19 protein-coding genes and 1 pseudogene are annotated in these 24,565 nt (G+C 54.7%); 13 read left to right on the top strand and 7 right to left on the bottom strand.

All coding sequences use genetic code 11. The features are described 5' to 3' along the window. Positions 1 to 14 precede the first annotated feature (14 nt). The 4 genes from prpD to codA all read left to right on the top strand — a co-directional run bounded on the left by prpD (position 15) and on the right by codA (position 6,634). Positions 15 to 1,466 (top strand): 2-methylcitrate dehydratase, encoded by a 1,452-nt coding sequence (prpD, locus tag FEM44_RS16245; RefSeq protein WP_135523193.1) that lies wholly within the window; start codon positions 15 to 17, stop codon positions 1,464 to 1,466. A gap of 39 nt (positions 1,467 to 1,505) precedes the next feature. Beyond that, positions 1,506 to 3,392: a propionate--CoA ligase gene (prpE, locus tag FEM44_RS16250; RefSeq protein WP_138159093.1), complete on the top strand. Its 1,887-nt coding sequence runs from the start codon at positions 1,506 to 1,508 to the stop codon at positions 3,390 to 3,392. A gap of 709 nt (positions 3,393 to 4,101) precedes the next feature. Beyond that, a complete protein-coding gene (gene codB, locus FEM44_RS16255) occupies positions 4,102 to 5,361 on the top strand; it encodes a cytosine permease (protein WP_135404428.1) in 1,260 nt (419 codons plus the stop codon). Further along, positions 5,351 to 6,634 carry a cytosine/isoguanine deaminase gene (codA, locus tag FEM44_RS16260; RefSeq protein WP_001370291.1) on the top strand — a complete coding sequence of 428 codons (1,284 nt, stop codon included), beginning with the start codon at positions 5,351 to 5,353 and terminating at the stop codon, positions 6,632 to 6,634. The genes codB and codA overlap by 11 nt, the downstream gene beginning before the upstream one ends. A 136-nt stretch (positions 6,635 to 6,770) precedes the next feature. On the opposite strand, the pseudogene FEM44_RS26045 reads toward codA, so the two are convergent. Next, positions 6,771 to 6,854, bottom strand: a pseudogene (locus FEM44_RS26045) (hypothetical protein); the annotation flags it as partial. Positions 6,855 to 6,950: 96 nt separating this feature from the next. Beyond that, a complete protein-coding gene (gene cynR / locus FEM44_RS16265; protein WP_135523192.1) occupies positions 6,951 to 7,850 on the bottom strand; it encodes a transcriptional regulator CynR in 900 nt (299 codons plus the stop codon). A 109-nt stretch (positions 7,851 to 7,959) separates the two neighbouring features. Between cynR and cynT the strand changes: the two genes are divergently transcribed. Genes cynT through cynX form a run of 3 tightly spaced genes read left to right on the top strand, consistent with a single transcriptional unit; the run spans position 7,960 to position 10,307 of the window. Then, complete coding sequence (cynT, locus tag FEM44_RS16270; protein ID WP_135523190.1) at positions 7,960 to 8,619, top strand: carbonic anhydrase CynT; 660 nt, start codon at positions 7,960 to 7,962, stop codon at positions 8,617 to 8,619. Positions 8,620 to 8,649: 30 nt separating this feature from the next. Beyond that, complete coding sequence (cynS, locus tag FEM44_RS16275; protein WP_135523189.1) at positions 8,650 to 9,120, top strand: cyanase; 471 nt, start codon at positions 8,650 to 8,652, stop codon at positions 9,118 to 9,120. A 5-nt stretch (positions 9,121 to 9,125) separates the two neighbouring features. Next, complete coding sequence (gene cynX / locus FEM44_RS16280; RefSeq protein WP_138159095.1) at positions 9,126 to 10,307, top strand: cyanate transporter CynX; 1,182 nt, start codon at positions 9,126 to 9,128, stop codon at positions 10,305 to 10,307. A gap of 102 nt (positions 10,308 to 10,409) precedes the next feature. Here cynX and lacA read toward each other — a convergent pair whose 3' ends face one another. The 5 genes from lacA to FEM44_RS16305 form a co-directional block, all read right to left on the bottom strand. Continuing rightward, positions 10,410 to 11,021, bottom strand: coding sequence for a galactoside O-acetyltransferase (gene lacA, locus FEM44_RS16285; protein WP_135523191.1), 612 nt, complete (start codon positions 11,019 to 11,021; stop codon positions 10,410 to 10,412). Positions 11,022 to 11,086: 65 nt separating this feature from the next. After that, complete coding sequence (gene lacY, locus FEM44_RS16290; protein WP_135518687.1) at positions 11,087 to 12,340, bottom strand: lactose permease; 1,254 nt, start codon at positions 12,338 to 12,340, stop codon at positions 11,087 to 11,089. Between the two features lie 51 nt (positions 12,341 to 12,391). Next, positions 12,392 to 15,466: a beta-galactosidase gene (lacZ, locus tag FEM44_RS16295; RefSeq protein ID WP_135523188.1), complete on the bottom strand. Its 3,075-nt coding sequence runs from the start codon at positions 15,464 to 15,466 to the stop codon at positions 12,392 to 12,394. 122 nt (positions 15,467 to 15,588) lie between these two features. Continuing rightward, on the bottom strand, positions 15,589 to 16,671 hold the full coding sequence (gene lacI, locus FEM44_RS16300; protein WP_135523187.1) for a DNA-binding transcriptional repressor LacI: 1,083 nt from the start codon (positions 16,669 to 16,671) through the stop codon (positions 15,589 to 15,591). Positions 16,672 to 16,747: 76 nt separating this feature from the next. After that, positions 16,748 to 17,581, bottom strand: a complete 834-nt coding sequence (locus FEM44_RS16305) for a DNA-binding transcriptional regulator (RefSeq protein WP_217496770.1) — start codon at positions 17,579 to 17,581, stop codon at positions 16,748 to 16,750. Between the two features lie 190 nt (positions 17,582 to 17,771). Here FEM44_RS16305 and FEM44_RS16310 point away from each other — a divergent pair, with 190 nt between their 5' ends. Genes FEM44_RS16310 through mhpE form a run of 6 tightly spaced genes read left to right on the top strand, consistent with a single transcriptional unit; the run spans position 17,772 to position 24,042 of the window. Then, a complete protein-coding gene (locus FEM44_RS16310) occupies positions 17,772 to 19,436 on the top strand; it encodes a bifunctional 3-(3-hydroxy-phenyl)propionate/3-hydroxycinnamic acid hydroxylase (protein WP_135523185.1) in 1,665 nt (554 codons plus the stop codon). Position 19,437: 1 nt separating this feature from the next. Then, entirely contained in the window at positions 19,438 to 20,382 is a 945-nt protein-coding gene (mhpB, locus tag FEM44_RS16315) for a 2,3-dihydroxyphenylpropionate/2,3-dihydroxicinnamic acid 1,2-dioxygenase (protein ID WP_000543457.1), read from the top strand. Between the two features lie 17 nt (positions 20,383 to 20,399). After that, positions 20,400 to 21,266, top strand: coding sequence for a 2-hydroxy-6-oxonona-2,4-dienedioate hydrolase (gene mhpC, locus FEM44_RS16320; protein WP_121851533.1), 867 nt, complete (start codon positions 20,400 to 20,402; stop codon positions 21,264 to 21,266). Between the two features lie 9 nt (positions 21,267 to 21,275). Beyond that, positions 21,276 to 22,085 (top strand): 2-keto-4-pentenoate hydratase, encoded by an 810-nt coding sequence (mhpD, locus tag FEM44_RS16325; protein WP_135523184.1) that lies wholly within the window; start codon positions 21,276 to 21,278, stop codon positions 22,083 to 22,085. Next, on the top strand, positions 22,082 to 23,032 hold the full coding sequence (gene mhpF, locus FEM44_RS16330; protein WP_000044308.1) for an acetaldehyde dehydrogenase: 951 nt from the start codon (positions 22,082 to 22,084) through the stop codon (positions 23,030 to 23,032). The genes mhpD and mhpF overlap by 4 nt, the downstream gene beginning before the upstream one ends. Next, a complete protein-coding gene (mhpE, locus tag FEM44_RS16335) occupies positions 23,029 to 24,042 on the top strand; it encodes a 4-hydroxy-2-oxovalerate aldolase (RefSeq protein ID WP_001013507.1) in 1,014 nt (337 codons plus the stop codon). The genes mhpF and mhpE overlap by 4 nt, the downstream gene beginning before the upstream one ends. The last annotated feature ends 523 nt before the right edge of the window (positions 24,043 to 24,565 follow it).

The raw sequence follows: 24,565 nt of genomic DNA on the forward strand, positions 1-24,565 counted from the left end.
AGGAAACGTACCCAATGTCAGCTCAAATCAACAACATCCGCCCGGAATTCGACCGTGAAATCGTTGATATCGTCGATTACGTAATGAATTACGAAATCAGCTCCAGAATGGCCTACGACACCGCCCATTACTGCCTGCTCGACACGCTCGGCTGCGGTCTGGAAGCTCTCGAATACCCGGCCTGTAAAAAACTGCTGGGGCCAATTGTTCCTGGCACCGTCGTACCTAACGGCGTGCGCGTCCCCGGAACTCAGTTCCAGCTCGACCCCGTCCAGGCGGCATTTAATATCGGCGCGATGATCCGCTGGCTCGATTTCAACGATACCTGGCTTGCGGCGGAGTGGGGCCATCCTTCCGACAACCTCGGCGGCATTCTGGCAACGGCGGACTGGCTTTCGCGCAACGCGGTCGCCAGCGGCAAAGCGCCGTTGACCATGAAACAAGTGCTGACCGGAATGATCAAAGCCCATGAAATTCAGGGCTGCATCGCGCTGGAAAACTCCTTTAACCGCGTCGGTCTCGACCACGTTCTGTTAGTGAAAGTGGCTTCCACCGCCGTGGTCGCAGAAATGCTCGGCCTGACCCGCGAGGAAATTCTCAACGCCGTTTCGCTGGCGTGGGTGGACGGTCAGTCGCTGCGCACCTATCGCCATGCGCCGAACACCGGCACGCGTAAATCCTGGGCGGCGGGCGATGCCACTTCCCGCGCGGTACGTCTGGCACTGATGGCGAAAACGGGCGAAATGGGTTACCCGTCAGCCCTGACTGCGCCTGTGTGGGGCTTCTACGACGTCTCCTTTAAAGGTGAGTCGTTCCGCTTCCAGCGCCCGTACGGTTCTTACGTCATGGAAAATGTGCTGTTCAAAATCTCCTTCCCGGCGGAGTTCCACTCCCAGACGGCCGTTGAAGCGGCGATGACGCTCTATGAACAGATGCAGGCAGCAGGCAAAACAGCGGCGGATATCGAAAAAGTGACCATTCGCACCCACGAAGCCTGTATTCGCATCATCGACAAAAAAGGGCCGCTCAATAACCCGGCAGACCGCGACCACTGCATTCAGTATATGGTGGCGATCCCGCTGCTGTTCGGGCGCTTAACGGCGGCAGATTACGAAGACAAGGTTGCGCAAGATAAACGCATTGACGCCCTGCGTGAGAAGATCAATTGCTTTGAAGATCCGGCGTTTACCGCTGACTACCACGACCCGGAAAAACGCGCCATCGCCAACGCTATTACCCTTGAGTTCACCGACGGTACGCGCTTTGAAGAAGTGGTGGTGGAGTACCCAATTGGTCATGCCCGTCGCCGTCAGGATGGCATTCCGAAGCTGGTCGATAAATTCAAAATCAATCTCGCGCGCCAGTTCCCGACTCGCCAACAGCAGCGCATTCTGGAGGTTTCTCTCGACAGAGCTCGCCTGGAACAGATGCCGGTCAATGAGTATCTCGACCTGTACGTCATTTAAGCAAACAGCGGTAAGGCGTAAGTTCAACAGGAGAGCATTATGTCTTTTAGCGAATTTTATCAGCGTTCGATTAACGAACCGGAGCAGTTCTGGGCTGAGCAGGCTCAGCGTATTGACTGGCAGACGCCCTTTACGCAAACGCTCGATCACAGCAATCCGCCGTTTGCCCGTTGGTTTTGTGAAGGCCGAACCAACTTGTGCCACAACGCCATCGATCGCTGGCTGGAGAAACAGCCAGAGGCGCTGGCATTGATTGCCGTCTCTTCAGAAACAGAAGAAGAGCGCACCTTTACCTTTCGCCAGCTTCATGACGAAGTGAACGCGGTGGCGTCAATGCTGCGCTCGCTGGGCGTGCAGCGCGGCGATCGAGTGCTGGTGTATATGCCGATGATTGCCGAAGCGCATATTACGCTACTGGCCTGCGCGCGCATTGGTGCTATTCACTCGGTTGTATTTGGTGGATTTGCCTCGCACAGCGTGGCGGCGCGGATTGATGACGCTAAACCGGTGCTGATTGTCTCGGCTGATGCCGGAGCGCGTGGTGGCAAAATCATTCCGTATAAAAAATTGCTCGACGATGCGATAAGCCAGGCGCAGCACCAGCCGCGCCACGTTTTACTGGTGGATCGCGGGCTGACGAAAATGGCGCGCGTCAGTGGGCGGGATGTCGATTTCGCTTCGTTGCGTCATCAGCATATTGGTGCGCGAGTCCCCGTGGCCTGGCTGGAATCCAACGAAACCTCCTGCATTCTCTACACCTCTGGCACGACCGGCAAACCTAAAGGCGTGCAGCGTGACGTCGGCGGATATGCGGTAGCGCTGGCGACCTCGATGGACACCATTTTTGGCGGCAAAGCGGGCGGTGTGTTCTTTTGCGCATCGGATATCGGCTGGGTGGTGGGGCATTCGTATATCGTCTACGCGCCGCTGCTGGCGGGGATGGCGACCATTGTTTACGAAGGATTACCGACCTGGCCTGACTGCGGCGTGTGGTGGAAAATCGTCGAGAAATATCAGGTGAGCCGGATGTTCTCAGCGCCGACCGCCATTCGCGTGCTGAAAAAATTCCCTACCGCTGAAATTCGCAAACACGATCTCTCGTCGCTGGAAGTGCTCTATCTGGCTGGAGAACCGCTGGACGAGCCGACCGCCAGTTGGGTGAGCAATACGCTGGATGTGCCGGTCATCGACAACTACTGGCAGACCGAATCCGGCTGGCCGATTATGGCGATTGCTCGCGGTCTGGACGATAGGCCGACGCGTCTGGGAAGCCCCGGCGTGCCGATGTATGGCTACAACGTGCAGTTGCTCAATGAAGTCACCGGCGAACCGTGCGGCGTCAATGAGAAAGGGATGCTGGTGGTAGAAGGGCCGCTGCCGCCGGGGTGTATTCAGACCATCTGGGGCGATGACGACCGCTTTGTGAAGACGTACTGGTCGCTGTTTTCCCGTCCGGTTTACGCCACGTTTGACTGGGGTATCCGCGATGCTGACGGTTATCACTTTATTCTCGGGCGCACTGACGATGTGATTAACGTTGCCGGGCATCGGCTGGGCACGCGCGAGATTGAAGAGAGTATCTCCAGTCATCCGGGCGTTGCCGAAGTGGCGGTGGTTGGGGTGAAAGATGCGCTGAAAGGGCAGGTAGCAGTGGCGTTTGTCATTCCCAAAGAGAGTGACAGTCTGGAAGACCGTGAGGTGGCGCACTCGCAAGAGAAGGCGATTATGGCGCTGGTGGACAGCCAGATTGGCAACTTTGGTCGCCCGGCGCACGTCTGGTTTGTCTCGCAATTGCCGAAAACGCGATCCGGAAAAATGCTGCGCCGCACGATCCAGGCAATTTGCGAAGGACGCGATCCGGGGGATCTGACGACCATTGATGATCCGGCGTCGTTGGATCAGATCCGCCAGGCGATGGAAGAGTAGGTTATTGTCGGATGCGTCGTGCGCCGTATCCGACAGTTGTGCGCCGATGCCAGATGCGACGCTGTCGCGTCTTATCATGCCTACAAGTCTGAACCGTAGGTCGGATAAGGCGCTCGCGCCGCATCCGACAACTGTGCGCCGATGCCTGATGCGACGCTGACGCGTCTTATCATGCCTACAAGTCTGAATCGTAGGTCGGATAAGGCGCTCGCGCCGCATCCGACAACTGTGCGCCGATGCCTGATGCGACGCTGTCGCGTCTTATCATGCCTACAAGTCTGAACCGTAGGTCGGATAAGGCGCTCGCGCCGCATCCGACAATTGTGCGCCGATGCCAGATGCGACGCTGACGCGTCTTATCATGCCTACAAGTCTGAACCGTAGGTCGGATAAGGCGCTCGCGCCGCATCCGACAACTGTGCGCCGATGCCAGATGCGACGCTGACGCGTCTTATCATGCCTACAAGTCTGAACCGTAGGTCGGATAAGGCGCTCGCGCCGCATCCGACACCGTGCGCAGATGCCTGATGCGACGCTGACGCGTCTTATCATGCCTACCCACTGTTTTTACACAGATAATTTTTTCCCCACCTTTTTTCATTCATCCATATAAAAAATTTATCCCACCACGGAAACGATTGCTTTTTATTTTCAGATGAATAGAATGCTGCGGATTTTTTGGGTTTCAAACAGCAAACGGAGGAATTTCGTGTCGCAAGATAACAACTTTAGCCAGGGGCCAGTCCCGCAGTCGGCGCGGAAAGGGGTATTGGCATTGACGTTCGTCATGCTGGGATTAACCTTCTTTTCCGCCAGTATGTGGACCGGCGGCACTCTCGGAACCGGTCTTAGCTATCATGATTTCTTCCTCGCAGTCCTCATCGGTAATCTTCTCCTCGGTATTTACACTTCATTTCTTGGTTACATTGGCGCAAAAACCGGCCTGACCACCCATCTTCTTGCTCGCTTCTCGTTTGGTGTTAAAGGCTCATGGCTGCCTTCACTGTTGCTGGGCGGCACCCAGGTTGGCTGGTTTGGCGTTGGCGTGGCGATGTTTGCTATTCCGGTGGGCAAGGCAACCGGGCTGGATATTAATTTGCTGATTGCCGTTTCCGGTTTACTGATGACCGTCACCGTCTTCTTTGGTATCTCGGCGCTGACGGTTCTTTCGGTGATTGCGGTTCCGGCTATCGCCTGCCTTGGCGGTTATTCCGTGTGGCTGGCCGTTAACGGCATGGGCGGCCTGGACGCATTAAAAGCGGTCGTTCCCGCACAACCGTTAGATTTCAATGTCGCGCTGGCGCTGGTTGTGGGGTCATTTATCAGCGCGGGTACGCTCACCGCTGACTTTGTCCGCTTTGGTCGCAATGCCAAACTGGCGGTGCTGGTGGCGATGGTGGCCTTTTTCCTCGGCAACTCGTTGATGTTTATTTTCGGTGCGGCGGGAGCTGCGGCACTGGGCATGGCAGATATCTCTGATGTGATGATTGCTCAGGGCCTGCTGCTGCCTGCGATTGTGGTGCTGGGGCTGAATATCTGGACCACCAACGATAACGCGCTGTATGCGTCGGGTTTAGGTTTCGCCAACATTACCGGTATGTCGAGCAAAACCCTTTCGGTGATTAACGGTATTATCGGTACGGTCTGCGCACTATGGCTGTACAACAATTTTGTCGGCTGGCTGACCTTCCTTTCGGCAGCTATTCCTCCGGTAGGTGGCGTGATCATCGCTGACTATCTGATGAACCGTCGCCGCTATGAGCACTTTGCGACCACGCGTATGATGAGTGTCAATTGGGTGGCGATTCTGGCGGTCGGGCTGGGGATTGCCGCAGGCCACTGGTTACCGGGAATTGTTCCGGTCAACGCGGTATTAGGTGGCGCGCTGAGCTATCTGATTCTTAACCCGATTTTGAATCGTAAAACGACAGCAGCAATGACGCATGTGGAGGCTAACAGTGTCGAATAACGCTTTACAGACCATTATTAACGCCCGCTTACCCGGCAAAGAGGGGCTGTGGCAGATTCATCTGCACGACGGAAAAATCAGCGCCATTGATGCGCAATCTGGCGTGATGCCCATAACTGAAAACAGCCTGGATGCCGAACAAGGTTTAGTTATACCGCCGTTTGTGGAGCCGCATATTCACCTGGACACCACGCAAACCGCCGGGCAACCGAACTGGAATCAGTCCGGCACGCTGTTTGAAGGCATTGAACGCTGGGCCGAGCGCAAAGCGTTATTAACCCATGACGATGTGAAACAACGCGCCTGGCAAACGCTGAAATGGCAGATTGCCAACGGCATTCAGCATGTGCGTACCCATGTCGATGTATCGGACGCAACCCTGACCGCATTGAAAGCAATGCTGGAAGTGAAGCAGGAAGTCGCGCCGTGGATTGATCTGCAAATCGTCGCTTTCCCGCAGGAAGGGATTTTGTCGTATCCCAACGGTGAAGCGTTGCTGGAAGAGGCGCTACGCTTAGGGGCAGACGTAGTGGGGGCGATTCCGCATTTTGAATTTACCCGCGAATACGGCGTGGAGTCGCTGCATAAAACCTTCGCCCTGGCGCAAAAATACGACCGTCTCATCGACGTTCACTGTGATGAGATCGATGACGAACAGTCGCGCTTTGTCGAAACCGTTGCTGCCCTGGCGCACCGTGAAGGAATGGGCGCGCGAGTCACTGCCAGCCACACCACGGCAATGCACTCCTATAACGGGGCGTATACCTCACGCCTGTTCCGCTTGCTGAAAATGTCCGGTATTAACTTTGTTGCCAACCCGCTGGTCAATATTCATCTGCAAGGTCGTTTCGATACGTATCCAAAACGTCGCGGCATCACACGCGTTAAAGAGATGCTGGAGTCCGGCATTAACGTCTGCTTTGGTCACGATGATGTCTTCGATCCGTGGTATCCGCTGGGAACGGCGAATATGCTGCAAGTGCTGCATATGGGTCTACATGTTTGCCAGCTGATGGGCTACGGGCAGATTAACGATGGCCTGAATTTAATCACCCACCACAGCGCCAGGACGTTGAATTTGCAGGATTACGGCATTGCCGCCGGAAACAGCGCCAACCTGATTATCCTGCCGGCTGAAAATGGGTTTGATGCGCTGCGCCGTCAGGTTCCGGTACGTTATTCGGTACGTGGCGGTAAGGTGATTGCCAGTACACAACCGGCACAAACCACCGTATATCTCGAGCAGCCAGAAGCCATCGATTACAAACGGTAATCGGCTGGGTTACAGCACGCGTAGTTCACGCCGGATGCGGCGTGAACGCCTTATCCGGCCTACGTAGAGCACTAAACTCGTAGGCCTGATAAGCGTAGCGCATCAGGCAATTTCAGCCACTGACCTGTGTCAGTGGCTACCGTGATTCATTCCCGCCAACAACCGTGCATTTATCCAACGCCATTTGCAAAAATGCCTTCATGGCGGTTGTCTGCCAGCTGTAGTTTATGCCGGATGCGGCGTGAACGCCTTATCCGGCCTACGTAGAGCACTAAACTCGTAGGCCTGATAAGCGTAGCGCATCAGGCAATACCAGCTACCGTGATTCATTCCCGCCAACAACCGTGCATTTATCCAACGCCATTTGCAAAAATGCCTTCGCGGCGGCTGTCTGCCAGCTATTTTTCCGCCGCAACAAAACCGCCGTTCTCTCCAGTAGTGGTGGGGCAAGAGAAATAGCTTTAAGCCCATCATGTTGTGTGGCAATCGCTGCTGGTAACAATGTGGAAAGGGAAGTGCGGCGAATCAGCTCCAGAACCGCGCTAATTGAGTTCGCCTCTATGACCACCTGTGGATGCAGCCCCGCTTTCTCGCAGTAGTGGTCAATTTGCTCTCTGGTGGCAAATTCCGCGCTGAGCAGGACCAGTTTTTCATCATGCAAGCGACTCAATGCCACCTGTTCCTGGTCAGCCAGCGGATGATGTTTCGCCACCACCAACGCTAAACTTTCTGTCAGTAAAGGAATTGCCTCCAGCTCCGGCGAATGCACAGGCGCGAAGGCAATCCCAACGTCCAGCTCGTCGCGACAAAGCATATCTTCGATTTTCTCCTGCGACATTTCCTGTAGCTGGAGCGTGATACCGGGATAACGCGCATAAAAATCCGCCATTAAAGGGCCGATAAAGTAGCTCGTAAAGGTGGGGGTGACGGCGATACGCAGCGATCCTCGCGTCAGATCGGCAACATCATGAATCGCCCGTTTACCCGCTCCCAGTTCTTGTAACGCCCGGCTGGCGTACTGTCGCCAGACTTCTCCTGCATCAGTGAGACGAATCGTTCGCCCGCTACGGTCAAACAGCGGCACGCCCAAACTCTCTTCTAACTGGCGAATCTGCTGGGAAAGCGCAGGCTGGGAGACGTGCAACGCACTGGCGGCACGGGTGAAGCTGCCATGTTCAGCCACGGCAAGAAAATAATTGATATGTCGAGAGAGCATTCGCCAACCTATAAGTAAATCCAATAGAACTCATCATAAATGAGTCTTTTACCTTATGACAATCGGCGAGTAGTCTGCCTCTCATTCCAGAGACAGACAGAGGTTAACGGTGAAAGAGATTATTGATGGATTCCTTAAATTCCAGCGCGAGGCATTTCCTGAGCGGGAAGCCTTGTTTAAACAGCTGGCGACACAGCAAAGCCCGCGCACACTTTTTATCTCCTGCTCCGACAGCCGTCTGGTCCCTGAGCTGGTGACGCAACGTGAGCCTGGCGATCTGTTCGTTATTCGCAACGCGGGCAATATCGTCCCTTCCTACGGGCCGGAACCCGGTGGCGTTTCCGCTTCGGTGGAGTACGCCGTCGCCGCGCTTCGGGTATCTGACATTGTGATTTGCGGTCATTCCAACTGTGGCGCAATGACCGCTATTGCCAGCTGTCAGTGCATGGACCATATGCCTGCCGTCTCCCACTGGCTGCGTTATGCCGATTCAGCCCGAGTCGTTAATGAGGCGCGCCCGCATCTCGATTTACCGTCAAAAGCTGCGGCGATGGTACGTGAAAACGTCATTGCTCAGTTGGCTAATTTGCAAACTCATCCATCGGTGCGCCTGGCGCTCGAAGAGGGGCGGATCGCCCTGCACGGCTGGGTCTACGACATTGAAAGCGGCAGCATTGCAGCTTTTGACGGCGCAACCCGCCAGTTTGTGCCACTGGCAACCAATCCCGGCGTTTGTGCCATACCGCTACGCCAGCAAGCTGCAGCTTAACCTTATTTTTAAACCATCAGGAGATTTACCATGATTCAGTCGCAAATTAACCGCAATATTCGTCTTGATCTTGCCGATGCCATTTTGCTCAGCAAAGCTAAAAAAGATCTCTCATTTGCCGAGATTGCCGACGGCACCGGTCTGGCAGAAGCCTTCGTGACCGCTGCTTTGCTGGGTCAGCAGGCGCTTCCTGCTGACGCCGCCCGCCAGGTCGGGGCGAAGCTGGATCTCGACGAAGACGCCATTCTACTGTTGCAGATGATTCCACTGCGTGGCTGCATTGATGACCGTGTTCCAACCGACCCAACAATGTACCGTTTCTACGAAATGTTGCAGGTGTACGGCACCACTCTGAAAGCGTTGGTTCATGAGAAGTTTGGCGATGGCATTATCAGCGCGATTAACTTCAAACTCGACGTTAAGAAAGTGGCGGACCCGGAAGGTGGCGAACGTGCGGTCATCACCTTAGATGGTAAATATCTGCCGACCAAACCGTTCTGACAGCCATGCGCGACCATCAAAAGACGTTCACGATATTGCTGGTTTTGGTGCTGATTGGTCTTAATATGCGACCACTGCTCACCTCCGTCGGGCCACTGCTACCGCAATTGCGCCAGGCAAGCGGAATGAGCTTTAGTGTGGCTGCCCTGTTGACCGCTCTGCCGGTGGTCACCATGGGCGGGCTGGCGCTGGCCGGAAGCTGGCTTCATCAGCATATCAGCGAACGTCGCAGCGTCGCCATCAGTTTGTTGCTGATTGCCGTCGGTGCATTGATGCGTGAGCTTTACCCCCAAAGTGTGCTGCTGCTTAGCAGCGCACTGCTTGGTGGGGTGGGGATCGGCATCATTCAGACGGTGATGCCTTCGGTGATTAAACGGCGGTTTCAGCAGCGTACGCCACTGGTGATGGGGCTGTGGTCTGCGGCTCTGATGGGCGGTGGTGGACTTGGCGCCGCCATGACGCCCTGGTTAGTTCAACATAGCGAGATTTGGTTCCAGACTCTCGCCTGGTGGGCGCTGCCTGCCGTTGCTGCGCTCTTTGCCTGGTGGTGGCAAAGCGCCCGCGAGGTCGCCTCTTCCCACAAGACAACAACCACTCCGGTTCGCGTGGTATTCACTCCCCGCGCGTGGACGCTGGGTGTTTACTTCGGTCTGATTAACGGTGGTTACGCCAGCCTGATTGCCTGGTTACCCGCTTTCTATATTGAGATTGGTGCCAGCGCTCAGTACAGCGGTTCCTTGCTGGCATTGATGACGCTTGGGCAAGCCGCAGGAGCATTGCTGATGCCTGCTATGGCTCGCCATCAGGATCGGCGCAAACTTTTGATGCTGGCACTGGCGTTACAACTGGTTGGTTTCTGCGGCTTTATCTGGTTGCCGCTGCAATTGCCGGTATTGTGGGCGATGGTGTGTGGGTTAGGTTTGGGCGGCGCATTTCCGCTCTGTTTGCTGCTGGCGCTCGATCACTCTGCGCAACCGGGTATTGCTGGCAAGCTGGTGGCGTTTATGCAGGGGATCGGTTTTATCATCGCCGGGCTTGCCCCGTGGTTTTCTGGCGTGCTGCGTAGTATCAGCGGCAATTACCTGATGGACTGGGCGTTTCATGCGCTGTGCGTCGTTGGGCTGATGATCATAACCCTGCGTTTTGCACCAGCACATTTTCCGCAGCTGTGGGTCAAAGAGGCATGATGCGACGCTTGTTCCTGCGCTTTGCTCATGCCGGATGCGGCCAATGTAGATCACTGAACTTGTAGGCCTGATAAGCGGAGCGCATCAGGCAATTTTTATAATTTAAACTGACGATTCAACTTTGTAATCTTTGAAATAATATTGCTTATCCCGGTCGTTTATTTCGCGAATAACCCGACAAGGAACGCCAGCAGCCACGACGTTTGGTGGAATGTCTTTTGTGACGACACTACCTGCGCCAATAACAGAATTATCCCCGATGGTGACGCCTGGATTAATGACCACATGGCTACCGATCCAGACATTATTGCCAATCGTTATCGGAAAAGAGTACATCTCTCCGTTTTTTCTCAATTCATGGTGTACAGGGTGTCCCGTAACGGAAAGAGTAACATTGGGTGCAATCAGTACGTTATCACCGATTGTTACCGTGTAGTCATCGACAATGGTTAAATTGAAATTTGCGTAAAAATTGCGGCCTATATGGATGTTGGAACCGTAAGAGAAATAGACAGGTGGTTCTACCCAGGCGTTTTCCCCTACCGTGGCAAACATTTCTTTAAGCAGGCTTTCCCTTTTTTCAACTTCTGATGGATGCGAGTGATTAAACTCATACATTAACGTTTTCCCACGAAGTCTTTTTTCAGGTAAGCCTTCGCACATATCGGTAAATAGCTTGCCTGCTTTTATTCTTTCGGTCATTCGCATGTTCATTTCGATCATTCCGTCCTGATATGTTGGTCGGATAAGGCGCTTGCGCCGCATCCGACATTAATTGCTTAAGCGACTTCATTCACCTGGCGACGCAGCAGAGAAAGCGGACCGGGGCCGCTAAGTGTGAACACGGAAATCAAGGTGAAGCCCAGTGCCACCAGACCCAGCACCAGATAAGCGCCCTGGAAACCGATGCTTTCATACATATTGCCCGCCAGAACAGACATAAAAATCATCGCCAGTTGCTTAAAGAAGCAGAAACAGACCAGATAAATCGTCGCTGAAAAACGCACTTCAAACTGGCTGGTAATATATTTAAAGCAGCCCACCAGCAGGAACGGTACTTCAAACATATGCAGCGTTTTCAGAATAACCACTTCCAGCGCCGAGGTGGCGAACGATGAGCCAATAATACGTACTGACATAATGGTGCCAGCTAGCAGCAGGGCGTTTTTCCCACCGATGCGATTAATAATCAGCGGCGCAAAGAACATAATCGAGGCGTTAAGTAATTCGCCCATTGTTGTGACATAGCCAAATACCCGCGTACCCTGTTCACCGGTGGCAAAGAACGAAGTAAAGAAATTAGCAAACTGTTGGTCAAAAACATCGTAGGTGCAGGAAACGCCAATAACATACAGTGACAAAAACCACAGTTTTGGCTGTCTGAACAATTCCAGCGCCAGCTTAAGGCTAAATGCCGAATGGTTGGCACCTACGGCATTGGCAACCGTGGCGGAAGAAGGGGCATCCGTTTTGGCGAAAAAGAGCAAAACGGCGAGGATGAGTGCACAGCCAGAACCCAGCCAGAAAACAAACTGGTTATTGATGGTGAACATGATGCCGACAATCGAGGCACACAGCGCCCAGCCAACGCAGCCAAACATCCGCGCGCGACCAAATTCGAAATTACTGCGTCGGCTGACCTTCTCGATAAATGCTTCTACTGCTGGCGCGCCGGCGTTAAAACAAAAACCAAGATAAATACCACCAACAACTGAACCTACTAAAATATTGTATTGTAACAACGGGCCAAAGATAAAAATAAAGAATGGCGCAAACATTACTAACATGCCGGTAATAATCCATAGCAGATATTTGCGCAGTCCAAGTTTGTCAGAAAGCAAGCCAAACAGCGGTTGGAATAACAGAGAGAACAGGGAAATCGCAGCGAAAATAATACCCGTATCACTTTTGCTGATATGGTTGATGTCATGTAGCCAAATCGGGAAAAACGGGAAATAGGCTCCCATGATAAAAAAGTAAAAGAAAAAGAATAAGCCGAACATCCAAAAGTTTGTGTTTTTTAGATAGAACATAATGGATTTCCTTACGCGAAATACGGGCAGACATGGCCTGCCCGGTTATTATTATTTTTGACGCCAGACCAACTGGTAATGGTAGCGCCCTGCGCTCAGTTGGTATTCTGCCGAAACGGACGGGCTCCAGGAGTCGTCGCCACCAATCCCCATATGGAAACCGTCGATATTCAGCCAGCTGCCTTCTTCCGCGTGCAGCAGATGGCGATGGCTGGTTTCCATCAGTTGTTGTTGGCTGTAGCGACTGATGTTGAACTGGAAGTCGCCGCGCCACTGGTGTGAGCCATAATTCAATTCGCGCGTCCCACAGCGCAGACCGTTCTCGCTCGGGAAGACGTACGGCGTATACATTTCTGACAATGGCAGATCCCAGCGGTCAAAACAGGCCGCAGTAAGGCGGTCGGGATAGTTTTCTTGCGGTCCCAGCCCCAGCCAGTTAACCCGTTCAGCAACCTGTGCCAGTTGGCAGGTCAGGCCAATCCGCGCCGGATGCGGCGTATCGCTTGCCACTTCAACATCCACACTGATGACCATTTCACCGTCTCCATCAATACGGTAGGTTTTCCGGCTGATAAATAAGGTTTTCCCCTGATGCTGCCAGGCGTGGGCAGTCGTAATCAGCACCGCGTCGGCAAGTTTATCTGCCGAGCACTGCAACAACGCCGCTTCGGCCTGGTAATGGCCCGCCGCTTTCCAGCGTTCTACCCAGGCGTTCGGGTCAATGCGGGTCGCTTCACTCACGCCAATGTCGTTATCCAGCGGCGCACGGGTGAACTGATCGCGCAGCGGCGTCAGTAGTTGTTTTTCATCGCCAATCCACATCTGTGAAAGAAGGCCTGACTGGCGGTTAAATTGCCAACGCTTATTACCCAGCGCGATACAAAAATCCGTTTCGCTGGTGGTCAGTTGCGGGGTGGAGTGGGGCGCGGAGAGGGGCGTCACACTAAGGTTTTCCGCCAGTCGCCATTGTTGCCAGGCGCTGATGTGTCCGGCTTCTGACCATGCGGTCGCGTTCGGTTGCACTACGTGAACCGTTAGCCAGAGTTGCCCGGCGCTCTCCGGCTGTGGCAGCTCAGGTAATTCAATCAACTGTTTACCTTGTGGAGCGACATCCAGAGGCACTTCACCGCTTGCCAGCGGCTTGCCATCCAGCGCCACCGTCCAGTGCAGGAGCTCGTTATCGCTATGACGGAACAGGTATTCGCTGGTCACTTCGATGGTTCGCCCGGATAAACGGAACTGGAAAAACTGCTGCTGGTGTTTTGCTTCTGTCAGCGCCGGATGCGGCGTGCGGTCGGCAAAGACCAGACCGTTCATGCAGAACTGGCGATCGTTTGGCGTATCGCCAAAATCACCGCCGTAAGCCGACCACGGATTACCGTTTTCATCATATTTAATCAGCGACTGATCCACCCAGTCCCAGACGAAGCCGCCCTGTAAACGGGGGTACTGACGAAACGCCTGCCAGTATTTGGCAAAGCCGCCAAGACTGTTACCCATCGCGTGGGCGTATTCGCAAAGGATCAGCGGGCGTGTTTCTCCAGGCAGCGAAAGCCATTTTTTGATGGACCATTTCGGCACAGCCGGGAAGGGCTGGTCTTCATCCACGCGCGCGTACATCGGGCAAATAATATCGGTTGCGGAGGTGTCGGCTCCGCCGCCTTCATACTGCACCGGGCGGGAAGGATCGACAGATTTAATCCAGCGATAGAGTGCGTCGTGATTAGCGCCGTGGCCTGATTCATTCCCCAGCGACCAGATGATCACACTCGGGTGATTACGATCGCGCTGCACCATTCGCGTTACGCGTTCGCTCATCGCGGGTAGCCAGTGCGGATCATCGGTCAGACGATTCATTGGCACCATGCCGTGGGTTTCAATATTAGCTTCATCCACCACATACAGGCCGTAGCGGTCGCACAGCGTGTACCACAGCGGATGGTTCGGATAATGCGAACAGCGCACGGCGTTAAAGTTGTTCTGCTTCATCAGCAGGATATCCTGCACCATCGTCTGCTCATCCATCACCTGACCATGCAGAGGATGATGCTCGTGACGGTTAACGCCGCGAATCAGCAACGGCTTGCCGTTCAGCAGCAGCAGGCCATTTTCAATCCGCACCTCGCGGAAACCGACATCGCAGGCTTCTGCTTCAATCAGCGTGCCGTCGGCGGTGTGCAGTTCAACCACCGCACGATAGAGATTCGGGATTTCGGCGCTCCACAGCTCCGGGTTTTCGACGTTCAGACGTAGCGTGACGCGATCGGCATAACCACCACGCTCATCGATAATTTCACCGCCGAAAGGCGCGGTGCCGCTGGCGACCTGCGTTTCACCCTGCCATAAAGAAACTGTTATCCGTAGGTAGTCACGCAACTCGCCGCACATCTGAACTTCAGCCTCCAGTACAGCGCGGCTGAAATCATCATTAAAGTGAGTGGCAACATGGAAATCGCTGATTTGTGTGGTCGGTTTGTGCAGCAACGAGACGTCACGGAAAATACCGCTCATTCGCCACATATCCTGATCTTCAAGATAGCTACCGTCACTCCAGCGCAACACCATAACGGCGAGGCGGTTTTCTCCGGCGTGTAAAAAGGCGCTCAGGTCAAATTCAGACGGCAAACGACTGTCCTGGCCGTAACCGACCCAGCGTCCGTTGCACCACAGATGAAACGCCGAGTTAACGCCATCAAAAATAATTCGCGTCTGGCCTTCCTGTAGCCAGCTTTCATCAACATTAAATGTGAGCGAGTAACAGCCTGTCGGATTTTCTGCGGGAACAAATGGCGGATTGACCACAATGGGATAGGTCACGTTGGTGTAGATGGGCGCGTCGTAACCGTGCATCTGCCAGTTTGATGGCACTGATACGCAATCGGCATCAGGAAGATCGCACTCCAGCCAGCTTTCCGGCACCGCTTCTGGTGCCGGAAACCAGGCAAATTGCCATTCGCCATTCAGACTGCGCAACTGGCGGGAAGGGCGATTTTCGCGGGCTTCTTCACCATTGCGCCAGCTGGAAAAGGGGGGATGCGCCGCAAGGCGGTTGAGTTGGGTAACGCCAGGGTTTTCCCAGTCACGACGTTGTAATACGACGGCCAGTGAATCCGTAATCATGGTCATAGCTGTATCCTGTGTGAAATTGTTATCCGCTCACAATTTCACACAACATACGAGCCTGACGCATAGAGTGTAAAGCCTTGGGGGCCTAATGAGTGAGCTGACTCACATTAATTGCGTTGCGCTCACTGTCCGCTTTCCAGACGGGAAATTTGCCTTGCCAGCTGCATTAATGAATCCGCCAGTGCGCGGGGAGAGGCGGTTTGCGTATTGGGTGGCAGGGTGGTTTTTCGTGTCACCAGTGAGACGGGCAGTAGCTGATTTCCCTTCACCGCCTGCCCCTGAGAAAGTTGCAGCAAGCGGTCTACGCTGGTTTTCCCCAGCAGACGAAAATCCTGTTTGATGGTGGTTAACGGCGGGATATAACATGAGCTGTCTTCGGTATCATCGTATCCCACTACCGAGATATCCGCGCCGACGCGCAGCCCGAACTCGGTAATGGCGCGCATTGCGCCCAACGCCATCTGATCGTTGGCAACCAGCATCGCGGTGGGAATGATCCCCTCATTCAGCATCTGCATGGTTTGTTGAAAACCGGACATGGCGCTCCAGTCGCCTTCCAGTTCTGCTATCGGCTGAATTTGATTGTGTTTGAGATATTTGTGCCAGCCCGCCAGACGCAGACGCGCCGAGACAGAACTTAATGGGCCCGCTAACAGGGCGATTTGCTGGTGACCTAATTCGACCAAATGCTCCACGCCAAGCCGCGTACCGTCTTCATGGGAAAAAATAATACTGTTGATGGGGGCCTGGTCGGAGACATCAAGGAATAACGCTGGCACGTTACCACAGGCGGCTTCCACAGCAATGGCATCTTGTTCATCCAGCGGATAGTTGATGATCAGACCGCTGACACGTTGCGCGAGAAGATTGTGTACCGCCGCTTTACAGGCATCGACGCCGCTTCGTTCTACCATCGACACCACCACGCTGGCACCCAGTTGGTCGGCGCGGGATTTAATCGCCGCGACAATTTGTGACGGTGCGTGCAGGGCCAGGCTGGAGGTGGCAACGCCAATCAGCAACGACTGTTTGCCCGCCAGTTGTTGTGCCACGCGGTTGGGAATGTAATTCAGCTCCGCCATTGCCGCTTCCACTTTTTCCCGCGTTTTCGCAGAAACGTGGCTGGCCTGATTCACCACGCGAGAAACGGTCTGATAAGAGACTCCGGCATACTCTGCGACATCGTATAGCGTTACTGGTTTCACATTCACCACCCTGAATTCACTTTCTTCCGAGTGCTATCATGCCATACCACGGAAGGTTTTTCGCCATTCGGCGGCGTTAACGCAAATGCACGCCACTTCGCCGTCCGGCCACCAGAATAGCCTGCGATTCAACCCCTTCTTCAATCTGTTTTGCTACCCGTTGCAGCGCCGGAAGATGTTTTTCTGCCGCCTGTTCGATGGTCATCGCACTGGCCATATACACCAGATTCAGGCAGCCAATCACCCGTTGTTCACTGCACAGCGGTACGGCAATGGAGGCGATCTTTTCTTCTTGATCCCAGCCGCGGTAGTTCTGTCCGTAACCCTCTTTGCGCGCGCGCGCCAGAATGGCTTCCAGCTTTAACGGTTCCCGTGCCAGTTGATAGTCATCACCGGGGCGGGTGGCTAACATTTCGATTAACGCCTGGCGTTCTTTTTCCGGACAAAAGGCCAACCAGGTCAGGCCCGAGGCGGTTTTCAGGAGCGGTAAACGCCGCCCGACCATTGCCCGGTGAAAGGATAATCGACTGAAACGGTGAGTGGTTTCGCGTACCACCATTGCATCAACATCCAGCGTGGACACATCTGTCGGCCATACCACTTCGCGCAACAGATCGCCCAGCAGCGGGGCCGCCAGTGCAGAAATCCACTGTTCGTCACGAAACCCTTCGCTTAATTGCCGCACTTTGATGGTCAGACGAAAACTGTCATCGGAGGTACTGCGTCGAACATATCCCTCTTCCAGTAACGTCTCCAGCAGTCGCCGCACAGTGGTGCGATGCAGACCGCTGAGTTCCGCCAGCAGCCCGACGCTGGCACCGCCGTCAAGTTTATTTAACATATTTAATAACATTAGACCGCGGGTTAATCCGCGCACGGTTTTGTATTCCGTCTGCTCATCGTTCTGCATATTAATTGACATTTCTATAGTTAAAACAACGTTGTGCACCTAGTGCACATTCGGGCATGTTTTGATTGTAGCCGAAAACACCCTTCCTATACTGAGCGAACAATAAAAAATCATTTACATGTTTTTAACAAAATAAGTTGCGCTGTACTGTGCGCGCAACGGCATTTTGTCCGAGTCGTGAGGTACTGAAATGGCAATACAACACCCTGACATCCAGCCTGCTGTTAACCATAACGTTCAGGTGGCGATCGCTGGTGCCGGTCCGGTCGGGCTGATGATGGCGAGCTATCTCGGCCAGATGGGCATTGACGTGCTGGTGGTGGAGAAACTCGATAAGTTGATCGACTACCCGCGTGCGATTGGTATTGATGACGAGGCGCTGCGCACCATGCAGTCGGTCGGCCTGGTCGATAATGTTCTGCCGCATACTACGCCGTGGCACGCGATGCGTTTTCTCACCCCGAAAGGCCGCTGTTTTGCTGATATTCAGCCAATGACCGATGAATTTGGCTGGCCGCGCCGTAACGCCTTTATTCAGCCGCAGGTCGATGCGGTGATGCTGGAAGGGTTGTCGCGTTTTCCCAATGTGCGCTGCTTGTTTTCCCGTGAGCTGGAGGCCTTCAGCCAGCAAGATGACGAAGTGACCTTGCACCTGAAAACGGCAGAAGGGCAGCGGGAAACTGTCAAAGCCCAGTGGTTGGTGGCCTGTGATGGTGGGGCAAGTTTTGTCCGTCGCACCCTGAATGTGCCGTTTGAAGGTAAAACCGCGCCAAATCAGTGGATTGTGGTAGATATCGCCAACGATCCGTTAAGTACGCCGCATATCTATTTGTGTTGCGATCCGGTGCGCCCATATGTTTCTGCCGCGCTGCCTCATGCGGTACGTCGCTTTGAATTTATGGTGATGCCGGGAGAAACCGAGGAACAGCTGCGTGAGCCGCAAAATATGCGCAAGCTGTTAAGCAAAGTGCTGCCTAATCCGGACAACGTTGAATTGATTCGCCAGCGTGTCTACACCCACAACGCGCGACTGGCGCAACGTTTTCGTATTGATCGCGTACTGCTGGCGGGCGATGCCGCGCACATCATGCCGGTGTGGCAGGGGCAGGGCTATAACAGCGGTATGCGCGACGCCTTTAACCTCGCCTGGAAACTGGCGTTGGTTATCCAGGGGAAAGCCAGTGATGCGCTGCTAGATACCTATCAACAAGAACGTCGCGATCACGCCAAAGCGATGATTGACCTGTCCGTGATGGCGGGCAACGTGCTGGCTCCGCCGAAACGCTGGCAGGGTACGTTACGTGACGGCGTTTCCTGGCTACTGAATTATCTGCCGCCAGTAAAACGCTACTTCCTCGAAATGCGCTTCAAGCCGATGCCGCAATATTACGGCGGTGCGCTGGTGCGTGAGGGTGAAACGAAGCACTCTCCGGTCGGCAAGATGTTTATTCAGCCGAAAGTCACGCTGGAAAACGGCGACGTGACGCTGCTCGATAACGCGATCGGCGCGAACTTCGCGGTAATTGGCTGGGGATGCAATCCACTGTGGGGGATGAGCGACGAGCAAATCCAGCAGTGGCGCGCGTTGGGCACACGCTTCATTCAGGTGGTGCCGGAAGTGCAAATTCATACTGCGCAGGATAACCATGACGGCGTGCTACGCGTGGGCGATACGCAAGGTCGCCTGCGTAGCTGGTTTGCGCAACACAATGCTTCGCTGGTGGTGATGCGCCCGGATCGCTTTGTTGCCGCCACCGCCATTCCGCAAACTCTGGGCAATACGCTGAATAAACTGGCGTCGGTGATGACGCTGACCCGCCCTGATGCCGACGTTTCTGTCGAAAAGGTAGCCTGATATGCACGCTTATCTTCACTGTCTTTCCCACTCGCCGCTGGTGGGGTATGTCGACCCGGCGCAAGAGGTACTCGATGAGGTCAATGGCGTGATTGCCAGCGCCCGCGAGCGTATTGCGGCTTTCTCCCCTGAACTGGTGGTGCTGTTTGCGCCAGATCACTACAACGGTTTTTTCTATGACGTGATGCCGCCGTTCTGTTTAGGCGTTGGGGCGACGGCAATTGGTGATTTCGGCAGTGCGGCAGGAGAGCTTCCCGTGCCTGTGGAGCTGGCGGAGGCCTGTGCGCATGCCGTCATGAAGAGTGGGATCGATCTTGCCGTTTCTTACTGTATGCAGGTGGACCACGGGTTCGCCCAGCCGCTGGAGTTCCTGCTCGGTGGGCTGGATAAGGTGCCAGTTCTGCCTGTTTTCATCAACGGCGTCGCCACGCCTTTGCCTGGTTTCCAGCGTACCCGCATGTTGGGTGAAGCCATTGGACGTTTCACCAGCACTCTCAATAAACGCGTGCTGTTCCTTGGGTCCGGTGGGCTTTCCCATCAGCCGCCGGTGCCAGAACTGGCGAAAGCCGATGCCCATATGCGCGACCGTTTGTTGGGGAGCGGGAAAGATTTACCCGCCAGTGAGCGTGAATTGCGTCAGCAACGGGTGATCAGCGCCGCGGAGAAGTTTGTTGAGGATCAGAGAACTCTGCATCCGCTCAACCCGATTTGGGATAACCAGTTCATGACTTTGCTGGAGCAGGGACGCATACAGGAACTGGATGCCGTCAGTAACGAAGAGCTTTCCGCCATTGCCGGAAAGTCGACACATGAAATCAAAACCTGGGTCGCCGCTTTTGCCGCTATTTCTGCGTTTGGCAACTGGCGTAGCGAAGGGCGTTATTACCGCCCAATCCCGGAGTGGATTGCCGGATTTGGCTCGTTAAGCGCCAGAACAGAGAACTGAATATGCAGGAGAAGATGATGAGTTATCAGCCACAAACCGAAGCCGCCACCAGCCGTTTTCTGAATGTAGAAGAAGCGGGTAAAACGCTGCGCATCCATTTTAATGACTGCGGACAAGGCGACGAAACCGTTGTCCTGCTGCACGGTTCCGGCCCGGGTGCTACTGGCTGGGCGAACTTCAGCCGCAATATCGATCCGCTGGTAGAGGCGGGCTATCGGGTGATCCTGTTGGATTGTCCGGGCTGGGGTAAGAGCGATTCGATCGTTAATAGTGGTTCGCGATCGGATCTTAATGCACGCATCCTGAAAAGCGTGGTGGATCAACTGGATATCGCCAAAATCCACCTGCTGGGCAACTCCATGGGCGGCCACAGTTCTGTGGCGTTCACTCTTAATTGGCCGGAGCGCGTCGGCAAACTGGTGCTGATGGGCGGCGGTACGGGCGGCATGAGTTTGTTTACGCCGATGCCAACCGAAGGTATTAAGCGACTGAATCAGCTTTATCGTCAGCCTACTATCGAAAACCTGAAGCTGATGATGGATATCTTCGTTTTTGATACCAGCGATTTGACCGACGCCCTGTTTGAAGCGCGCCTGAATAATATGCTGTCGCGCCGCGATCACCTGGAAAACTTCGTTAAGAGCCTGGAAGTTAATCCGAAACAGTTCCCGGATTTTGGCCCACGTCTGGCGGAAATCAAAGCGCAAACCCTGATTGTCTGGGGGCGCAACGACCGCTTTGTGCCGATGGATGCGGGTCTGCGTCTGCTGTCCGGCATTGCCGGTTCTGAACTGCATATCTTCCGCGACTGTGGTCACTGGGCGCAGTGGGAACATGCCGACGCTTTCAATCAACTGGTGCTGAATTTCCTCGCGCGCCCTTAAGGAATGGTCATGACGAAGCATACTCTTGAGCAACTGGCGGCGGATTTACGCCGCGCCGCAGAGCAGGGCGAAGCGATTGCGCCGCTACGCGATCTGATTGGTATTGAAAACGCGAAAGCCGCCTACGCCATTCAGCGCATCAATGTGCAACATGACGTCGCTCAGGGACGGCGAGTGGTGGGGCGCAAAGTGGGACTGACGCATCCGAAAGTGCAACAACAACTGGGCGTTGATCAACCGGATTTTGGGACGTTATTTGCCGATATGTGTTATGGCGATAATGAAACCATTCCTTTTTCCCGCGTCTTGCAACCGCGCATTGAAGCGGAAATCGCACTGGTTTTGAACCGCGATTTGCCCGCGACCGATACCACGTTTAACGAACTGTATAACGCCATTGAATGGGTACTTCCGGCGCTGGAAGTGGTGGGTAGCCGCATCCGCGACTGGTCGATTCAGTTTGTCGATACCGTGGCAGATAACGCTTCCTGCGGGGTGTATGTCATCGGCGGTCCGGCGCAACGTCTGGCGGGGTTAGATCTGAAAAACTGCGCCATGAAGATGACGTGTAATAACGAAGAGGTTTCCAGCGGGCGCGGCAGCGAATGCCTGGGACATCCGCTTAATGCCGCTGTCTGGCTGGCACGCAAAATGGCCAGTCTGGGTCAACCGCTGCGCGCCGGAGATATCATTCTTACCGGGGCATTAGGTCCGATGGTGGCGGTGAATGCGGGCGATTGTTTTGAAGCCCATATTGAAGGCATAGGTTCAGTTGCTGCGACATTTTCAAACGCAGCTACAAAAGGAAGTCAGTCATGAGTAAGCGTAAAGTCGCCATTATCGGTTCTGGCAATATTGGCACCGATCTGATGATTAAAATTTTGCGTCACGGTCAGCATCTGGAGATGGCGGTGATGGTCGGCATTGACCCACAGTCCGACGGGCTGGCGCGTGCCAGACGCATGGGCGTCGCCACCACCCATGAAGGGGTAATCGGACTGATGAACATGCCTGAATTTGCTGATATCGATATTGTGTTTGATGCGACCAGCGCGGGCGCGCATGTGAAAAACGATGCCGCTTTGCGCGAAGCGAAACCGGATATTCGCTTAATCGACCTGACGCCTGCTGCCATCGGCCCTTACTGCGTTCCGGTGGTTAACCTTGATGCGAATGTCGAACAACTGAACGTCAACATGGTCACCTGCGGCGGCCAGGCCACCATTCCAATGGTGGCGGCAGTTTCACGCGTGGCGCGTGTTCATTACGCCGAAATTATCGCTTCTATCGCCAGTAAATCTGCCGGACCTGGCACGCGTGCCAATATCGATGAATTTACGGAAACCACTTCGCGCGCCATTGAAGTGGTGGGCGGCGCGGCAAAAGGGAAGGCAATTATCGTGCTTAACCCAGCAGAGCCACCGTTGATGATGCGTGACACGGTGTATGTATTGAGCGACGAAGCTTCACAAGATGATATCGAAGCCTCAATCAATGAAATGGCTGAGGCGGTGCAGGCTTACGTACCGGGATATCGCCTGAAACAGCGCGTGCAGTTTGAAGTCATCCCGCAGGATAAACCGGTTAATTTGCCGGGCGTGGGGCAGTTCTCCGGGCTGAAAACGGCGGTCTGGCTGGAAGTCGAAGGCGCAGCGCATTATCTGCCTGCCTATGCGGGCAACCTCGACATTATGACTTCCAGTGCGCTGGCGACAGCGGAAAAAATGGCCCAGTCACTGGCGCGCAAGGCAGGAGAAGCGGCATGAACGGTAAAAAACTTTATATCTCGGACGTCACGTTGCGTGACGGTATGCACGCCATTCGTCATCAGTATTCGCTGGAAAATGTTCGCCAGATTGCCAAAGCACTGGATGATGCTCGTGTGGATTCGATTGAAGTGGCCCACGGCGACGGTTTGCAGGGTTCCAGCTTTAACTATGGTTTCGGCGCACATAGCGACCTTGAATGGATTGAAGCGGCGGCGGATGTGGTGAAGCACGCCAAAATCGCGACGTTGTTGCTGCCAGGAATCGGCACTATTCACGATCTGAAAAATGCCTGGCAGGCTGGCGCGCGTGTGGTTCGTGTGGCAACGCACTGTACCGAAGCTGATGTTTCCGCCCAGCATATTCAGTATGCCCGCGAGCTCGGAATGGACACCGTTGGTTTTCTGATGATGAGCCATATGACCACGCCGGAAAATCTCGCGAAGCAGGCAAAGCTGATGGAAGGCTACGGTGCGACCTGTATTTATGTGGTGGATTCTGGCGGTGCGATGAACATGAGCGATATCCGCGACCGTTTCCGCGCCCTGAAAGCAGTGCTGAAACCAGAAACGCAAACCGGCATGCACGCTCACCATAACTTGAGTCTTGGCGTGGCGAACTCTATTGCAGCAGTGGAAGAGGGCTGTGACCGAATCGACGCCAGTCTCGCGGGAATGGGCGCGGGCGCAGGTAACGCGCCGCTGGAAGTGTTTATTGCCGCCGCGGATAAACTGGGCTGGCAGCATGGGACCGATCTTTATGCGTTAATGGATGCCGCTGACGACCTGGTGCGTCCGTTGCAGGATCGTCCGGTACGAGTCGATCGCGAAACGCTGGCGCTGGGATACGCTGGCGTTTACTCCAGCTTCCTGCGTCACTGTGAAACGGCGGCGGCGCGTTATGGCTTAAGCGCGGTGGATATTCTCGTTGAGCTGGGCAAACGCCGGATGGTTGGCGGCCAGGAGGATATGATTGTCGATGTGGCGCTGGATCTGCGCAACAACAAATAATGATGACTGCCGAGAACGTGCATTTTGTATGCCCATCCCAGGCATGATAAGACGCGCAAGCGTCGCATCAGGCATCTGTGCACGACTGCCGGATGCGGCGTGAACGCCTTATCCGGCCTACATTTCGCCCGCAGGCCGTAGGCATGATAAGACGCGTCAGCGTCGCATCAGGCGTCTGCGCACGCCTGCCGGATGCGGCGTAAACGCCTTATCCGGCCTACATTTCGCCCGCAGGCCGTAGGCATGATAAGACGCGTCAGCGTCGCATCAGGCATCTGCGCACGCCTGCCGGATGCGGCGTAAACGCCTTATCCGGCCTACATTTCGCCCGCAGGCCGTAGGCATGATAAGACGCGTCAGCGTCGCATCAGGCATCTGTGCACGCCTGCCGGATGCGGCGTGAACGCCTTATCCGGCCTACATTTCGCCCGCAGGCCGTAGGCATGATAAGACGCGTCAGCGTCGCATCAGGCATCTGTGCACGCCTGCCGGATGCGGCGTGAACACCTATCCGGCCTACATT

The sequence above is a fragment of the Escherichia sp. E4742 genome, assembly GCF_005843885.1.
GTDB lineage: Bacteria > Pseudomonadota > Gammaproteobacteria > Enterobacterales > Enterobacteriaceae > Escherichia.

Bases quoted from the DNA above. Each gene is read 5' to 3' on its own strand.
- mhpF (WP_000044308.1), top strand. From the start codon at position 22,082: ATGAGTAAGCGTAAAGTCGCCATTATCGGTTCTGGCAATATTGGCACC.
- prpD (WP_135523193.1), top strand. From the start codon at position 15: ATGTCAGCTCAAATCAACAACATCCGCCCGGAATTCGACCGTGAAATC.
- mhpB (WP_000543457.1), top strand. From the start codon at position 19,438: ATGCACGCTTATCTTCACTGTCTTTCCCACTCGCCGCTGGTGGGGTAT.
- cynR (WP_135523192.1), bottom strand. From the start codon at position 7,850: ATGCTCTCTCGACATATCAATTATTTTCTTGCCGTGGCTGAACATGGC.
- mhpE (WP_001013507.1), top strand. From the start codon at position 23,029: ATGAACGGTAAAAAACTTTATATCTCGGACGTCACGTTGCGTGACGGT.
- mhpD (WP_135523184.1), top strand. From the start codon at position 21,276: ATGACGAAGCATACTCTTGAGCAACTGGCGGCGGATTTACGCCGCGCC.
- lacZ (WP_135523188.1), bottom strand. From the start codon at position 15,466: ATGACCATGATTACGGATTCACTGGCCGTCGTATTACAACGTCGTGAC.
- lacY (WP_135518687.1), bottom strand. From the start codon at position 12,340: ATGTTCTATCTAAAAAACACAAACTTTTGGATGTTCGGCTTATTCTTT.
- mhpC (WP_121851533.1), top strand. From the start codon at position 20,400: ATGAGTTATCAGCCACAAACCGAAGCCGCCACCAGCCGTTTTCTGAAT.
- FEM44_RS16305 (WP_217496770.1), bottom strand. From the start codon at position 17,581: ATGCAGAACGATGAGCAGACGGAATACAAAACCGTGCGCGGATTAACC.
- cynX (WP_138159095.1), top strand. From the start codon at position 9,126: ATGCGCGACCATCAAAAGACGTTCACGATATTGCTGGTTTTGGTGCTG.
- cynS (WP_135523189.1), top strand. From the start codon at position 8,650: ATGATTCAGTCGCAAATTAACCGCAATATTCGTCTTGATCTTGCCGAT.
- FEM44_RS16310 (WP_135523185.1), top strand. From the start codon at position 17,772: ATGGCAATACAACACCCTGACATCCAGCCTGCTGTTAACCATAACGTT.
- prpE (WP_138159093.1), top strand. From the start codon at position 1,506: ATGTCTTTTAGCGAATTTTATCAGCGTTCGATTAACGAACCGGAGCAG.
- lacA (WP_135523191.1), bottom strand. From the start codon at position 11,021: ATGAACATGCGAATGACCGAAAGAATAAAAGCAGGCAAGCTATTTACC.